Origin of the sequence: Xanthomonas hawaiiensis (assembly GCF_031834635.1) — a bacterium.
Lineage (GTDB): Bacteria > Pseudomonadota > Gammaproteobacteria > Xanthomonadales > Xanthomonadaceae > Xanthomonas_A > Xanthomonas_A sacchari.
This window is the reverse complement of the sequence record NZ_CP115873.1, coordinates 1,996,099-2,011,506: the sequence shown is the minus strand read 5'-3', so window position 1 is coordinate 2,011,506 and position 15,408 is coordinate 1,996,099. Positions and strand designations below refer to the sequence as shown.

Below are 15,408 nucleotides of genomic sequence, written 5' to 3'. Positions count from 1 at the left end.
GCTCAGCCCTGGCCGGCGGCAGGCGCGGCGGCGGCGGTCTTCACCGTCACCTTGGCGCCGTCGCTGAGGCCTTGCCGGCCCGCCACCACCACCCGTTCGCCGGGCTTGAGGCCATCGCCGACCAGCCAGCGGTCGCCGACCGCACGCAGCGTGGTGAACTCGCGCTGGCGCACCACGTCGTCGGCGCCCACCACCCAGGCCACCGCCTCGCCGCGCGGGGTGCGGTCCACTGCCGACTGCGGCACCAGCAGCGCCTGCTGGCGCACGCCCTGCCCGACCAGCGCACGCACGTACATGCCCGGCAGCAGTTGCCCATCGGGATTGGGGAAGCGCGCGCGCAGGGTCACCGCACCGGTGGTCTCCTCCACGTCGATGTCGGCGAACTCCAGGGTGCCCGGCAGCGGATAGTCGGTACCGTCGGACAGGGTCAGCCGCACCTGCGCGCTGGCCGGCTGCACGCCGCCGGCGGCGATCGCCCGGCGCAGCGCCAGGAACTGATTGCCGGACTGGGTGATGTCCACGTTCATCGGATCCAGTTGCTGGATCTTGGCGATGGCATCGGTCTGGTTGGCGGTGACCAACGCGCCCGGGGTCACCCGCGCGCGGCCGATGCGCCCGCCGATCGGCGCCAGCACCGTGGCGAAACGCAGTTGCGTGCGTGCGGTGTCCAGCGCCGCGCGCTGCGCGTCGCGGCTGGCCAGCGCCTGCTTGTAGGCGGCCTGCGCATCGTCCACGTCCTGCTGCGCGGCCAGTTGGGTCTTGCCCAGGGTGCGGTAACGCTCGGCGCGCAACGTGGCGGCGGCGAGCGTGGCCTCGGCGGTGGCCAGGTTGGCCTGCGCCTGGTTGGCCGCGGCCTGGTACAGGGTCGGCTCGATCTGGAACAACGGCTGCCCGGCCCGCACCACGGCGCCCTCCTCGAACAGCCGCTGGCGCAGGATGCCGCTGACCTGCGGCCGTACCTCCGATTCCTCAGAGGCGACAGTGCGCCCGGCCAGCTCCACGCTCAACGGCACGCTCTGCGGCTGCAGGGTCACCACCTCCACCGTCTTCGCTGCCGGCGCCGGCGCCTTGCCTCCGCCCTTGCAGCCGGCGAACGCGAGCACGACGACGGACAGCAGCAACGGCAGCGCGCAGCGGCGCTGGACGAGAGGCGCGGGCATGCGCTTGATCCTGGGAACGACGAGGAGGATCATTTAATTTACTCAAAGACAAAAAAACATTCATGAAGGGAAGCACAACCCTTCGCCAGCCGGGTGCGCAAGCAACGACTGCGACGCCCGAGGCGACGGCGTCGGCCGCGCCCGCTCGGCCGCGCGGCCGCCCGGCACTGGCGCGCCCGCGCCTGTTGGCGGCAGCGCGCACGCTGCTGCTGGAGCATGGGCTGGACGTGTCGCTGGAACAGATCGCCAGCCAGGCCGGGCTGACCCGGCAGAGCCTGTACAACCACTTTTCCAGCAAGGCCGAGCTGCTGATGCAGGTGTTCGAGGCCCTGGGCGAGGAATTGCAGACCCGCCTGGAGAACATCGGCAGCGCTACCGCGCAGGACCTGCCGGCGACCCTGCGGCAGATCGCGGTGACCGTGCCGGCACACCTCTACGCACCCGACGCCCTGCGCCTGCATCGCCTGCTGGTGCAGGCCAGCGCGCAGATGCCGGATCTGCTGCAATCGCTGCACCAGCGCCGTGCCGGCCGCCTGCGCGAGCGCCTGTGCGCCCTGCTGCAGACCCTGCACGCGCGTGGCGACGTGCAGGTCGATGCGCCCTTCCTCGCCGCCACCGCCTTCATCGGCGCCACCTTCGGCTATGCCTATCCCAGTGCCATGCTCAACGGGCAGGCGCCGGACGCGGTCGCCCAGCAGGCGCTGGCGGACGAAGTGGTGGCGACCTTCCTGGCCGCCTGGCGCTACCGTGGCGCGACCGCGTCCTGAGCGCACGCGCCGGCCCGCTCAGGAACTGCACGACAGCATCGAGCAGCCGGCCCGGCTGCGCGCCCAGTCCGGACGCTTCGCCGCGAAGGCCTCGCGCCCGGGCTGCTCGGCGTACGGATGCCGCATCACCTCCAGCAGCTCATCGATGCCGCCGGTGTCGCCCTGCTCGGCGCGGTCGATCGCCTGCTGCGCCAGGTAGTTGCGCAGCACGTAGCGCGGGTTGGCCGCGCGCATCTTCTCCGCGCGCGCGGCGGCGGGCAGCGGATCCTGCTGCAGGCGCTGCGCATAGCTGGTCAGCCACGCCTCGAACGCCGGCGCCTGCGCCGCCAGCTTGGCGGGGTCGTAGAACGCCTCGGTCAGCGCCGCCAGGGCCTGCGCCGGCGTCCACGGCTGCAGTGGCAATGCGCTCAAGCCGCGGAACCACAGGGTCATGTCGACCTCGCCGAGCTGCAGCAAGTCCAGCAACGCGTGCATCAACGCCACATCGGCGTCGCCGCAGGTCGCCAGGCCGAGCTTGGCCGCGATGTTGTCGCGCTCGGCCTGCGCATATTCGGCGCGGAACCGTTCCAGGCCGTCGTGCAGCGGCGCCACGTCGTCGAACAGCGGCGCCAGCGCCTGCGCCAGCCGCCCCAGGTTCCAGTACGCGACCTGCGGCTGGGTGCCGAAACGGTAGCGGCGCCCCTGCGCATCGGTGGTGTTGGGCGTCCAGTCCGGGTCGTAGTCGTCGACCCAGCCATACGGGCCATAGTCGATGGTCAGGCCCAGGATCGACATGTTGTCGGTGTTCATCACCCCGTGCACGAAGCCGACCCGCATCCAGTGCGCCACCATGCGCGCGGTGCGCGCACAGATCTCGGCGAACCAGGCCGCGTCGCGCGCGCCGCCGGTCCCCGGCGGTTCCGGGAAATCGCGCGCGATCACCAGGTCGGCCAGGCGCCGCAGCAACGCGATGTCGCCGCGCGCGGCCGGCAGTTCGAAACTGCCGAAACGCACGAACGACGGCGCCACCCGGCACACCACCGCGCCCGGTTCCGCACGCGGATGACCGTCGTAGAACATGTCGCGCACCACGGTCTCGCCGCTGCCGACCAGGCTCAATGCGCGCGTGGTCGGCACGCCCAGGTGATGCATGGCCTCGCTGCACAGGAACTCGCGGATCGAGGAGCGCAGCACCGCGCGGCCATCGGCACCGCGCGAATACGGCGTGGGCCCAGCGCCCTTGAGTTGCAGCTCCCAGCGCCGCCCGTCCACGCCCAGGGCCTCGCCCAGGGAGATCGCGCGGCCGTCGCCGAGTTGCCCGGCCCAATGCCCGAACTGGTGACCGCCGTAATTCGCCGCATAAGGCTGCATGCCCGGATAACGCGCATTGCCGGCGAACACCGCGGCGAACTCCGGCGCCCGCACCTCCTGCTCGGACAGCCCGAGCAAGGCCGCCACCTCCGGCGAATACGCCAGCAGCCGCGGCGCCGCCACCGGCGTCGGCGCGACCGGCGACCACAGCGCCCCCAGCACCTCGCGGCGCCGCGGCCCGGTTTCCGGGTCGCCAGGCAACTCGGCGACGAAGCGATTGTCGAAACGCAAGGAAGACATGGGAGACAGCGTAGAAGTCGCAGGCTTCATTGGAAAGTCTGCAAGGTGAGCATCCAGTGCACGCCCGGTGGCACGCGTGCCCGCAGAGCCCCTCTCTCCGGGAGAGGGGTTGGGGGTGAGGGTCGGGGCGCGAAGCGCATGCGGCGCTTCAACTGCACCAGGCGGCGCCCGGACCCTCATCCGCCCCTTCGGGGCCCCTTCTCCCGGAGGGAGAAGGGGGTACAAGCCCCTCTCCCCCCGGGAGAGGGGTTGGGGTGAGGGTCGGGGCGCGAAGCGCATGCGGTGTCTCGACTGCACGAGGCTTCGCCCGGACCCTCATCCGCCCTTCGGGGCACCTTCTCAGAGGGAGAAGGGGTACAAGCCCCTCCCCTCCGGGAGAGGGGTCGGGGTGAGGGTCGGGGCGCGAAGCGCATGCGGTGTCTCGACTGCACGAGGCTTCGCCCGGACCCTCATCCGCCCCTTCGGGGCACCTTCTCCCGGAGGGAGAAGGGGGTACAAGCCCCTCTCCCTCCGGGAGAGGGGTCGGGGTGAGGGTCGGTCAGCCACCAAGGCACGACGCACGCGCAGAAAGCCACGCTTTTACCAATCCCCACTCCCCAATCCCCGCCCCACCTCCACTCGCCGCCGACATGGGCATCCGGCATGCTCCGCGCTCCTCTCCGGGATCGCCCATGTCCGACCGACCGTCTTCGCCGCGCTGGCCGCGCAACGCCCTGATCGCCCTGTCCTCGCTGCTGGTCTCGGCCTGCAGCAGCCTGTTCTTCGGCGGCCTCAACGCCGGCTCCTCGCGTCATGGCCTCAGCGAGCAGCGCGGCATCGTCTACGACGCCGCGCACGGCCTGGCGCTGGACGTGTACCGCCCGGCCGGGGTCCAGCACGCGCCGGTGGTGGTGTTCTTCCACGGCGGCACCTGGAAGACCGGCACCCGCCAGAACTACCGCTGGGCCGGCGAAGCGCTGGCACGGCACGGCGTGGTCGCGATCGTGCCGGACTACCGCAAGTATCCGCAGGTGACCCTGGACGGCTTCATGCGCGACGCCGCCACCGCGGTGGCCTGGAGCCAGCGCCATGCCGCCGAGTACGGCGGCGATCCGCAGCGACTGGTGCTGATGGGCCACTCCGCCGGCGCGCACATCGCCGCACTGCTGGCCACCGACGGCCACTGGCTGCAGGCGCAGGGCCTGTCGCCGCGGCAACTGTGCGGCCTGGTCGGGCTGGCCGGTCCCTACGATTTCCTGCCGCTGACCGACCCGGACCTGATCGGCATGTTCGGCCAGGACCCGGCGCAGCAGCGGCGCTCGCAGCCGGTGAATTTCGTCGACGGCGACGAGCCGCCGGCGCTGCTGCTGCACGGCGATGCCGACACCGTGGTGGAGCCGCACAACAGCCAATCGCTGCAGGCCGCGCTGCAGCGTGTCGGAGTGCCGGCGGAACTGAAGACCTATCCCGGCGTCGGCCACATGCGCCTGGTGCTGGCGCTGCGCAAGGACGACCCGGCGCTCCCGGTCATGGCCGACAGCATCGCCTTCGTACGCGCCTGCCCGGCCCGCCCCGCCGTCCGCTGACCGCGCGGGAGGCATGGCCGGCGCGAGGCAGGCTCAGTCGTTCGCGCCGCCGAGCAGTTCGAACGGGCCGCCCTGCTGCAGCGCGCGCTGGTAGGCGGGGCGCTGCTCGATCCGCTGCACGAACCCGGCCAGGTTCGGATGCGCCTGCAGGCCGATGCGCGCCGCCGCGGCCTGCACCGGGAAGCTCATCTGCACGTCCGCGGCAGTGAAGCGGTCGCCGGCGAACCAGCCGGTGGCCGCCAGCTCGCGCTCCATCCAGTCCAGGTGCAGGCGCATCTGCGGCCCGACGAAGCTGCGCATCGCCTTGTCGACGATGCCCTTGGCGATCGGCCGGGCGAAGAACGGCATCTTCGCCGAGCGGATCCGCCCGAACACCAGGCTCATCAGCAGCGGCGGCATCGCCGAGCCCTCCGCGTAGTGCATCCAGTAGCGGTAGCGCAGGCGTTCGGGCGAATCCAGCGGCTGCGGCGCCGGCGACAGCGTGCAGCCGGTGTCGTAGCGGTCCACCAGATAGTCGAGGATCGCCCCGGACTCGGCTAGGACGTGGCCGTCGTCCACCAGCACCGGCGACTTGCCCAGCGGATGGATCGCGCGCAGCTCCGGTGGCGCCAGCATGGTCTTGGGGTCGCGCTGGTACTTGATCACCTGGTACGGCAGCGCCAGTTCCTCCAGCAACCACAGCACGCGCTGCGACCGGGACTGGTTGAGGTGATGCACGGTGATCATGGCGACGGCTCCGGCGACGTGGGGGGCCGCCATCGTAGCCGGATGCGGGGGTGAACCGGCGTATGCATGGGCATCGCCGCAGCCCGGCGCTGGGCCGCGAACGGCCACAGCTGGCGCGAACGCGCGCCCGACGCCAGCATCGCCCAAAACAAAAACGCCGGAAGCTTGCGCTTCCGGCGTTCGGCACCTTGCGGTGGCGGGCGTCCTTAGACGGCCTGCACCTGGTCAGCCTGCATACCCTTCTGGCCCTGCACGGCGACGAAGGTCACCTTCTGGCCTTCCTGCAGCGACTTGAAGCCGGTGCCCTGGATCGCGCGGAAGTGCACGAACAGGTCCGGGCCGCTTTCCGGGGTGATGAAGCCGAAGCCCTTGGCATCATTGAACCACTTCACGATACCGTTCTGACGATCAGACATTTGCTAACTCCTGAAACATTAAATTGAAGAAATCGCAGCCATCGGAGATCGAGGCCGAGACTGAGTTGCAGGCGTTAGTAAAGCGAGCGGAACGATGAAGTGGATCGCGAGATCTACTGCACCAAGCCACGATTCACGGTGACTCTAGCAAACACAGTGGGGCCACCATACGCGGGTCGCGATCAAAAAGCGACATCTTTGTGTAGACAAACCGGGATCCACCACAAGGAAGCTGAACCCCACCCTAAAGTTAGCGCCAGCGCGGCCGATCCTGCTGCCGATCCGCAAAAACTGCGCAAATCTGCCGCCTGCCGGGCAACGGCGACTGAGGCGATGAGCGCCGCGGACACCGCCGATCCCACAGCGCTCCCCTGCTCGCCTCTGCCATGCCCACCCGGCCTCGATCCTTGGACCCCACCCGCGGCACGGGTCGGCGGCGGCCCGACACACCGTATCCTATTGCGCCCTCGATCCCGGTAGCCGCATGGCCCTCACCGCCACCCTCCGCAAGGCGGAGCTGCAGATTTCCGACATGGACCGCGGCTACTACGCCGCCCACTCCCTGACCCTGGCGCAACATCCGTCCGAAACCGACCAGCGGCTGATGGCGCGCCTGCTGACCTTCGCCCTGTACGCCGAGGAGCGCCTGCTGTTCGGCAAGGGCCTGAGCAGCGACGACGAACCCGACCTGTGGCGGATGGACTACACCGGCGCGATCGAGCAATGGATCGAAGTCGGCCAGCCCGACGAATCGCGGGTGCGCAAGGCCTGCGGGCGGGCGCGTTCGGTGGTGGTGGCCAACTACGGCGGCCGCGCCGCGGACATCTGGTGGGACAAGAACGCCTCGGCGCTGGGCAAGCTCAAGCAGGTGCAGGTGATCGACCTGCCGGCCAACGCCGTGGCCGCGGCGGCCGAGCTGATCCAGCGCAGCATGCGTTTCGACGTGGTGATCCAGGACGGCGAGGTGCAGTGGCTGGGCGACAGCGGCAGCGTTGCCTTCACCCCCACGGTGCGCAAAGCCGCGGCATGAGCGCCGGGACCGCCCCCCTCCGCGCCGATGTCGTGGTGATCGGCGCCGGTGCCGCCGGGCTGATGTGCGCGATCGCCGCCGGCCAGCGCGGGCGCCGGGTGCGGGTGATCGACCACGCCAACAAGGTCGGCAAGAAGATCCTGATGTCCGGCGGCGGCCGCTGCAATTTCACCAATACCGGCACCGGGCCGGGCAACTTCCTGTCGGCCAACCCGCACTTCTGCAAGTCGGCGCTGGCCCGCTACCGCCCCGCCGACTTCATCGACCTGGTCGAACGCTACGGCATCGCCTATCACGAGAAGGAACTGGGGCAGTTGTTCTGCGACATCTCCTCCAAGCAGATCGTGCGCATGCTGGTGGACGAGTGCGCCGCAGCCGGCGTCGCGGTGCGCACGGACTGCAGCGTGCGCGCGGTGGAACGCGGCAGCGAGGGCTTCCGCCTGGACACCGACGATGGCCCGGTGCACGCGGAATCGCTGGTGGTGGCGACCGGCGGCCTGTCCATCCCCAGCCTCGGCGCCAGCGGCTTCGGCTATGAACTGGCGCGGCAGTTCGGCCACGCCGTGCTGCCGACCCGCGCCGGCCTGGTGCCGCTGACCCTGAGCGGCAAGCACCAGGAACGCCTGCACGACCTGTCCGGCCTGGCTTTGCCGGTGGAGGCCCGTTGCAACGGCGCAAGCTTCCGCAACTTCATGCTGATCACCCACCGCGGCGTCAGCGGCCCGGCGATCCTGCAGATCTCCTCCTATTGGCAGCCGGGCGACGACCTGCGCCTGGACCTGCTGCCGGGGCAGGACGCGGCGGCCTGGCTGCGCGAACAGAAGCGCCTGCGCGGCGCCGCCGAACTGCGCACAGTGCTCGGCGATGCCCTGCCGCGCCGCTTCGCGCAACGCCTGTGCGAGGTGTGGCTGCCGGACAAGCCCGTGCGGCAACTGGACGAGCCGCAACTGCGCGCCGCCGCCGAGCTGCTCGGCGCCTGGCCGCTGGTGGCCAGCGGCACCGAGGGCTACCGCACCGCCGAAGTCACCCTGGGCGGCGTGGACACCGACCAGGTGTCGTCCTCGACCATGGAATCGCGGCGCGTGCCCGGCCTGTACTTCGTCGGCGAAGTGCTCGACGTCACCGGCTGGCTGGGCGGCTACAACTTCCAGTGGGCCTGGGCCTCGGGCCATGCGGCGGGCTTGGCGGCCTAGCGGCTGGGAATGGGGAATCGGGAATGGGGAATCGAAACACCGCTCAATGCGCGCGCGTCTCGGTCCGCCCGCGAACGTTCAGACACGACAGCCGACTCTTGCGACTCCCCATTCCCGATTCCCCATTCCCGAACAACATGGACGCGAAAGCGGGCATCGTGTATTAAACCCCGTCCCCGGGAGGCTTCATGCACACAGGCAAAGACATCACCCTCCGCCTGATGATCGTCGACGACAGCGGCGAAGACGCCGAGGCGATCGTCAGCAGCCTGCGCAACAGCGGCATCGCGGTGCGTCCGTCGCGGCCGCAGCACGCCGAGGAGTTGTCGGCGATGCTGGCCGCGCAGCCGATCGACCTGGTGCTCAGCGCACAGGCCCAGTCGATCCCCCTGCCGCAGGTGCTGCAGCGGGTCGCGGCCAGCGGCAAGGACATCCCGGTCATCGTGCTGGCCGAGCGCATCGACGAGAACGAATGGCTGGAGGCGGTGGCCGGTGGCGCACGCGCGATCGCGCTGCGGCAGCGCCCCGAGCACCTGCTGGCGGTGGTGCGCACCACCTGGGCCGATCTGCAGGCGCGGCGCGGGCTGCGCCGGATCGAGGCGCAGATGCGCGAGACCGAGCGCCGCTGCGATGCGCTGATCGCCTCCTCGCGCGATCCGATCGCCTACATCCACGAAGGCATGCACATCCGCGCCAACGACGCCTACCTGGAGATGTTCGGGTTCGACACGTTCGATGACGTCGAAGGCGTGTCGCTGCTGGACATGGTCGCCCCGCAGCACGTGGAAGGCTTCAAGCAGTTGCTGAAGTCGCTGAGCAAGGGCGAGCCGCCGCCGACGCAGTACCAGGTGGACGCACGCACCCTGGAAGGCGACAGCTTTCCGGCGACGATGGAATTCGCCACCGCCAGCTACGAGGGCGAGGCCTGCGTGCAGGTGGTGTTCCGCCGCCGCGAGGAGTTCGACCCGGAACTGGCGCGCGAGGTCGAGGACCTGCGCCAGCGCGACCAGGTCACCGGCCTGCTCAACCGCCCCACCTTCATGCTGGCGCTGGAAACCGCCGTGGCCCAGGTCGGCCGCGGCGAGGGCCAGTACGGCTTCCTGCTGGTCGAACCGGATCATTACGCGCGGCTGCTGGCCGACATCGGCCTGGACTCGGCCGACGCGCTGGTCGCGGCGCTGGCCCAGCACCTGGCCGCGGCCATCGACGGCGACGTGCAGGCGGCGCGCTTCGGCGAGCACAACTTCGCGTTGCTGCTGGAAGGCGACTACGCGCGCACCGCGGCGCTGGCCGAACGCCTGCTGCAGGCCTATGCCAGCCAGGTGTTCAGCGTCGGCGAGCGCTCGGCCACGGTCACCGTCAGCATCGGCGGCGTGCAGATCGGCGAGAAGATCGCCAGCGTCGGCCAGGTCCTGGCCCGTGCCAGCGAGAACGTGCAGGCGACCGTGGAACTGGGCGGCAACGCCTGCAAGATCTTCGACCCGGGCGCGGCCGATCGCCTCGAAGAGGAGCGCGTGCAGCGCTGGGTCCAGCACCTGCGCGAGGCCCTGGCCGGCGAAGGCTTCCTGCTGCACTACCAGCCGGTGCTGAACCTGCAGGGCGACCAGCACGAGCTGTACGAGGCCTACCTGCGCCTGGAGCGCAACGACGAGCTGATCGGCCCGTCGACCTTCCTCGGCATCGCCGCCGAGCACGGTCTGACCGCCGAGATCGACCGCTGGGTGGTCTCTCGTGCGATCGCCGTGATCGGCGAGCGTCAGCGCGCCGGCCATGCCACCAGTTTGCTGGTCAAGGTCAGCCCGGAGGCCTTCGCCGACACGCAGATGGTCGACCTGATCCGCCGCGAACTGGCGGCGCACGGCGTGCCGGGCGATCGCCTGTGGCTGCAGACGCCGGAAGCCAAGGTGTTCACCCACCTGCGCAACGCCCAGCAATTCCTGGCCGACGCCACCGCCCTGGACTGCAAGGTCGGGCTGGAACAGTTCGGCTCCGGCCTGGATTCGTTCCAGTTGCTGGCGCACTTCCAGCCCTCGTTCCTGAAGCTGGACCGCGGCTTCACCCAGGACCTGACCCAGACCCGCGAACACCAGGACAAGATCCGCGAGATCACCGCGCGCGCGCAGTCGGCGAGCATCCGCACCATCGCCGAGTTCGTCTCCGACGCCACGTCGATGAGCCTGCTGTTCAGTGCCGGCGTCGATTACGTGCAGGGCGAGTTCGTCGGCCTGGCGGCGCCGGGGATGACGTTCGATTTTGCCTGAGGGGCCGGGATTCGGGATTGGGGATTGGGGATTCGCAAAAGCAACGGCCGGCGGAGCCTACGCTCCGCCGGCCGGCGCCGTCGATCCCGCGATCAATCAGCTCACTGTCGCATTGACGTGCGAGGCGCGCAGGGTGGCGATGCGCTCGGCCAGCGGCGGGTGGCTCATGAACAACTTGCGCAGCCCCTGGCCCAGGCCGCCGGCGATGCCGAACGCCTGCACCTGCGACGGCAGCGTGCTCTGGCCGTGGTTGAGCTCCAGGCGCTGCAGCGCCGCGATCATCTTGGCGCGGCCGGCCAGGCTGGCGCCGCCGGCGTCGGCGCGGAACTCGCGGTAGCGCGAGAACCACATCGCGATCATGGTCGCGAACAGGCCGAACACCAGTTCCAGCACCATCACGATCGCGTAGTAGGCCAGGCCGCGACGGCCGTCGCGGTTGCCCGACAGGTAGCTGTCGACCACGCCGCCGACCACGCGTGCCAGCACGATCACGAAGGTGTTGAGCACGCCCTGCAGCAGCGCCATGGTCACCATGTCGCCGTTGGCGATGTGGCTGATCTCATGGCCCAGTACCGCCTCGGCCTCGTCCTCGGTCATGTTCTGCAGCAGGCCGGTGGAGACCGCGACCAGCGCGTTGTTGCGGTTGGCGCCGGTGGCGAAGGCGTTGATCTCCGGGCCGTCGTACACAGCGACCTCGGGCATGCCGATGCCGGCGGCCTGCGCCTGGCGCTGCACGGTCTGCAGCAGCCAGCGTTCGGTGTGGTTGCGCGGCTCGGTGATGACCTGCGCGCCGGTGGCGCGCTTGGCCATGAACTTGGACAGCAGCAGCGACACCAGCGAGCCGCCGAAGCCGAAGATCGCGGCCATCACCAGCAGGCCGCCCATCTGGTTGGGGTTGACCCCGAACACGGACATGACAATGCCGGCCAGTACCAGCACCGCCAGGTTGGTGATGAGGAACAGGACGATGCGATTGAACATGTGAGCGCGCGCTCCGCAGAAGATTAAATGGAAGGGTTGCACCGAATCTGCGGTGTCGGCCGCTTGAATTCAAGCGCGTACCTGACCGAGGATTCAGCTTGTCCATGTCCCCGCCTCCCTATCGCGGCCGTTTCGCGCCCTCACCCACCGGCCCGCTGCACCTGGGTTCGCTGCTCGCCGCCTTCGGCAGTTGGCTGCTGGCGCGTCACGCCGGCGGTCAATGGCTGCTGCGCATCGAGGACGTGGACCGCCCGCGCAGCGTGCCCGGCGCCGCCGAGCGGCAACTGGCCAGCCTGCGCGCCTGCGGCCTGGAAGCCGACGGCCCGGTGCTGCGGCAGAGCGAGCGCGACCCGGTCTACCGGGAAGCGGCGCAGCGACTGCTGCAGGACGGACTGGCCTTTCCCTGCAGTTGCAGCCGCAGCGACCTGGCGGCGCAAGGCGGCGTGCACCACGCCTGCGTGGCGCCCCAGGCACGCGCGCACCCGGCGCTGCGCCTGCGCGTGCCCCCCGGCGCGGCCAGCGTGGTCGCCTTCGACGACGGCGTACGCGGCCGGCTGCGCCAGGACGTCTACACCGAGGTCGGCGATGTGGTGCTGCTGCGCGCCGACGGCTGCTGGGCCTACCAACTGGCGGTGGTGGTCGACGATGCCGCGCAAGGCATCACCGACGTGGTGCGCGGCGCCGACCTGCTCGATTCCACACCGCGGCAGATCCTGCTGCAGCGCGCGCTGGGCCTGCCGACGCCGCGCTACCTGCACCTGCCGCTGCTGCTCGGCGCCGACGGCCGCAAGCTGTCCAAGTCGCATGCCGCACTACCGCTGGACGACGCCGACCCGCTGCCGGCGCTGCGCCTGGCCTGGGCGACGTTGGGCCAGCCGCCTGCCGCGCTGGCAGGCGCCGGATCGGTACGGACGCTGCTGGACTGCGCGCTGCGCAGCTTCGACCCGGCGCGGCTGCCGGCGCAGGACCGACGCATGGACGCCGCAGCACCGGCCGCGCTCGCTATCCCCAGCGACATCAAGGCTGACTAGAATCGCACCCTGGGCCGCGCCGCGGCCGCCCTTCTTCTTTCCCTATCCGGAGCGACATCCATGACATCACGCGTTGCGCTGGTCACCGGCGGCACCGGCGGCATCGGAACCGCGATCTGCGAGCGGCTGGCCGCACAGGGCCATCGCGTGGCCAGCAACTACCGCGACGAGGCCAAGGCCCTGGCCTGGCAGCAGCGCATGCGCGAGCGTGGCCACGAGGTCGCCATCGTTCCCGGCGACGTCGCCTCGCCCGAACACGCGCAAAGCCTCATCCGCGAGGTCGAACGCCAGCTCGGCCCGGTCGAGATCCTGATCAACAACGCCGGCATCACCCGCGACACCACCTTCCACAAGATGACCGCCGAGCAATGGCACGAGGTCATCAACACCAACCTCAACTCGGTGTTCAACGTCACCCGTCCGGTGATCGAGGGCATGCGCCAGAAGCGCTGGGGGCGGGTCATCCAGATCAGTTCGATCAACGGCCTCAAGGGCCAGTACGGCCAGGCCAACTACGCCGCGGCCAAGGCCGGCATGCACGGCTTCACCATTTCCCTGGCGCGCGAGAACGCCAGCTACGGCATCACCGTCAACACGGTCTCGCCCGGCTATGTCGCCACCGACATGGTGATGGCGGTGCCGGAGGAGGTGCGTGCCAAGATCGCTGCCGACATTCCCACCGGGCGCCTCGGCAAGCCGGAAGAGATCGCCTACGCCGTGGCGTTCCTGGTCGCCGAAGAAGCCGCGTGGATCACCGGTTCGAATCTGGACATCAACGGCGGCCACCACATGGGGTGGTGAGCGGCTGATCCGCTCGGTCGGCGGCGCTCGCGCGAGGTAACGCTACCCTCCGTCGGCCATCATGGGCGATCTGGCGCCCGTTGTTGCGCTGCAAATGTTGCGCAGCATGATTTTTTTGCTGCACACGCGTGTTCAGGGACTTTCGGCGGTTGCAAGCCCTGCTGCGCTGCGCCATGCTGCGCGCCTACCGTCACAGAGCGATCGCTTCATGGCTGAGATTCGCATCATCAAGAAGTATCCCAATCGCCGCCTCTACGACACCGAGATCTCCAGTTACATCACCATCGAAGACGTCCGCCAGTTGATCATCGACGGCGAGGAATTCGAAGTCCGCGACGCCAAGACCGGCGAAGACCTCAGCCGCGCCGTCCTGCTGCAGATCATCGCCGACCAGGAACAGGACGGCGAACCGATGCTGTCCACGCAGTTGCTCAGCCAGATCATCCGCTTCTACGGCGACTCGCTGCAGGGCTTCATGGGCAACTACCTGGAGCGCAGCATGCAGGTGTTCCTCGACCAGCAGCAGCAGTTCCGCCAGCAGATGGGCAACCTGCTGGGGCAGACCCCGTGGACCATGATGAACCAGCTCACCGAGCGCAATCTGGAGCTGTGGCAGGAGTTCCAGCGCAACCTCGGCGCGGGCTTCGGCCGCCCGGCCGCCGGCACCGGCAAGCCCGGCGAACCGCCGGCGGGTGCCGCGCCGAAGTCGCGTCCGCGCTGAAGATTGCTACAGGGTGGGATTCGGCGGGGCGCTTCGCGCCCTACCCTCACCCCAACCCCTCTCCCGATGGGAGAGGGGCGCCGGCTTCTCCCTTCTCCCCTCGGGACCATGGCCCCCTTTTCGGGAGAAGGTGCCCCGCAGGGGCGGATGAGGGTACGGGCGAAGCCTCGCAGGCGTATGTCAGCGCGACTTCGCCGGCTTGCAGTTCCCGCAGATCCGCTCGACCTTGTAGCCGCGTGCGCGCAGGCCATCGACCACGCCGTCCGGCCCGAGCAGGTGCAGCGCCCCCACCACCACCAGAGTGTCGCCGCCGCCGTCCTTCAGGCGCTGCTCCAGGCGCGGCAGCCAGGCCTGGTTGCGCTCCACGTCGATGCGCTGGTACAGCCGCGGGTAGTCGCGCTTCATCTGCGCGCCGATCTCCTGCCACAGCTGGCGCTCGTCGCCGCGGCGCCAGGCGTCGTGCAGGCGCAGGGTCTGCGCCGCGCCCTGCTCGGCATCGTCCAGCGCCTCGGTCAGCATCTGCTTCTGCTCCACCGGGTCCATGCCGTCGAGCAGGTCGATCTGCGCCTGCGCGGTCTCCAGGCCCTCGGCACTCTTGCCGTCCTGCACGGCCAGTGTCATGAAATGACGATCCAGCCCGGCATCGGCCTCCAGGCCCTGCGCCTTCATGTCGGCGATGCTGATGCTGAGGCCGACGAACCACGGCTCGAAGCCGCTCATCTGCGCCAGCGGCAGGCCGTGGCCGACGGCATAGCGGCGCAGCCGCTCCCAGGTCGCCGGGTCCAGATCGTCCTGCAGTCGCTTGCCGTCGTGGCGCTGCGCCGCCTGCAGCATCTGCGCACCCAGCCGCGGCGCGTCCACGTCCTTCGGCGCCAGTTCGAACAGCAGCCGCGGCGACGCCGCGTAGGCCGCATCGACTTCGCGCGCCAGCGGATAGTCGTCGGCCTTGAGCATGTGGAACGAGCCCAGCAGGTACAGCGTGCCGCGCGTGCCGCTGACCTTCCACAACAGCGGCGTGGGCGGTACCACCGTGGGCGCTGCAGCGGGAGCGACAGGCGTCGCGGCCACCGGCGGCGGCGTGCGGGCCAGTGCCGGCAGCACCAGGCACAGCGACAGGCCCAGCAGCAGGCGGCGCAACAGGCGCGGGAACGGGGTCATCGGCATCC

At 69.9% G+C, this 15,408-nt stretch carries 14 protein-coding genes; 8 read left to right on the top strand and 6 right to left on the bottom strand.

The window, feature by feature from the left end:
- Positions 1-2: 2 nt before the first annotated feature.
- Positions 3-1,160, bottom strand: coding sequence for an efflux RND transporter periplasmic adaptor subunit (locus tag PG878_RS08740; RefSeq protein WP_209031203.1), 1,158 nt, complete (start codon positions 1,158-1,160; stop codon positions 3-5).
- Positions 1,161-1,222: 62 nt separating this feature from the next.
- Here PG878_RS08740 and PG878_RS08735 point away from each other — a divergent pair, with 62 nt between their 5' ends.
- Positions 1,223-1,927, top strand: coding sequence for a TetR/AcrR family transcriptional regulator (locus tag PG878_RS08735; protein ID WP_244672605.1), 705 nt, complete (start codon positions 1,223-1,225; stop codon positions 1,925-1,927).
- 18 nt (positions 1,928-1,945) lie between these two features.
- Here PG878_RS08735 and PG878_RS08730 read toward each other — a convergent pair whose 3' ends face one another.
- The gene (locus PG878_RS08730) at positions 1,946-3,517 is read right to left on the bottom strand and encodes a protein adenylyltransferase SelO (RefSeq protein ID WP_209031202.1); all 1,572 of its coding nucleotides are present in this window, start codon (positions 3,515-3,517) and stop codon (positions 1,946-1,948) included.
- 671 nt (positions 3,518-4,188) lie between these two features.
- Here PG878_RS08730 and PG878_RS08725 point away from each other — a divergent pair.
- Complete coding sequence (locus tag PG878_RS08725; RefSeq protein ID WP_209031201.1) at positions 4,189-5,082, top strand: alpha/beta hydrolase; 894 nt, start codon at positions 4,189-4,191, stop codon at positions 5,080-5,082.
- Positions 5,083-5,115: 33 nt separating this feature from the next.
- On the opposite strand, the gene PG878_RS08720 is transcribed toward PG878_RS08725, so the two are convergent.
- Together PG878_RS08720 and PG878_RS08715 are read right to left on the bottom strand one after the other, a co-directional pair.
- Positions 5,116-5,808: a glutathione S-transferase family protein gene (locus tag PG878_RS08720; protein ID WP_209031200.1), complete on the bottom strand. Its 693-nt coding sequence runs from the start codon at positions 5,806-5,808 to the stop codon at positions 5,116-5,118.
- 206 nt (positions 5,809-6,014) lie between these two features.
- On the bottom strand, positions 6,015-6,224 hold the full coding sequence (locus PG878_RS08715; protein ID WP_209031199.1) for a cold-shock protein: 210 nt from the start codon (positions 6,222-6,224) through the stop codon (positions 6,015-6,017).
- 484 nt (positions 6,225-6,708) lie between these two features.
- On the opposite strand from PG878_RS08715, the gene PG878_RS08710 reads away from it, so the two are divergent.
- The 3 genes from PG878_RS08710 (at position 6,709) to PG878_RS08700 (ending at position 10,708) form a co-directional block, all read left to right on the top strand.
- The gene (locus tag PG878_RS08710; protein ID WP_209031198.1) at positions 6,709-7,254 is read left to right on the top strand and encodes a YaeQ family protein; all 546 of its coding nucleotides are present in this window, start codon (positions 6,709-6,711) and stop codon (positions 7,252-7,254) included.
- Positions 7,251-8,447 (top strand): BaiN/RdsA family NAD(P)/FAD-dependent oxidoreductase, encoded by a 1,197-nt coding sequence (locus tag PG878_RS08705; RefSeq protein ID WP_209031197.1) that lies wholly within the window; start codon positions 7,251-7,253, stop codon positions 8,445-8,447. The genes PG878_RS08710 and PG878_RS08705 overlap by 4 nt, the downstream gene beginning before the upstream one ends.
- Positions 8,448-8,635: 188 nt before the next feature.
- The gene (locus PG878_RS08700) at positions 8,636-10,708 is read left to right on the top strand and encodes a GGDEF/EAL domain-containing response regulator (RefSeq protein ID WP_209031196.1); all 2,073 of its coding nucleotides are present in this window, start codon (positions 8,636-8,638) and stop codon (positions 10,706-10,708) included.
- A gap of 96 nt (positions 10,709-10,804) precedes the next feature.
- On the opposite strand, the gene htpX is transcribed toward PG878_RS08700, so the two are convergent.
- Complete coding sequence (gene htpX, locus PG878_RS08695) at positions 10,805-11,689, bottom strand: protease HtpX (protein WP_010342979.1); 885 nt, start codon at positions 11,687-11,689, stop codon at positions 10,805-10,807.
- Positions 11,690-11,793: 104 nt separating this feature from the next.
- On the opposite strand from htpX, the gene gluQRS reads away from it, so the two are divergent.
- The 3 genes from gluQRS (at position 11,794) to phaR (ending at position 14,242) form a co-directional block, all read left to right on the top strand.
- Complete coding sequence (gene gluQRS / locus PG878_RS08690) at positions 11,794-12,720, top strand: tRNA glutamyl-Q(34) synthetase GluQRS (RefSeq protein WP_209031195.1); 927 nt, start codon at positions 11,794-11,796, stop codon at positions 12,718-12,720.
- A gap of 60 nt (positions 12,721-12,780) precedes the next feature.
- Entirely contained in the window at positions 12,781-13,521 is a 741-nt protein-coding gene (phbB, locus tag PG878_RS08685) for a beta-ketoacyl-ACP reductase (RefSeq protein ID WP_209031194.1), read from the top strand.
- A 208-nt stretch (positions 13,522-13,729) separates the two neighbouring features.
- Complete coding sequence (gene phaR / locus PG878_RS08680) at positions 13,730-14,242, top strand: polyhydroxyalkanoate synthesis repressor PhaR (RefSeq protein WP_010342976.1); 513 nt, start codon at positions 13,730-13,732, stop codon at positions 14,240-14,242.
- Positions 14,243-14,422: 180 nt separating this feature from the next.
- On the opposite strand, the gene PG878_RS08675 is transcribed toward phaR, so the two are convergent.
- On the bottom strand, positions 14,423-15,400 hold the full coding sequence (locus PG878_RS08675; protein ID WP_209031193.1) for a TraB/GumN family protein: 978 nt from the start codon (positions 15,398-15,400) through the stop codon (positions 14,423-14,425).
- Positions 15,401-15,408: the final 8 nt, after the last annotated feature.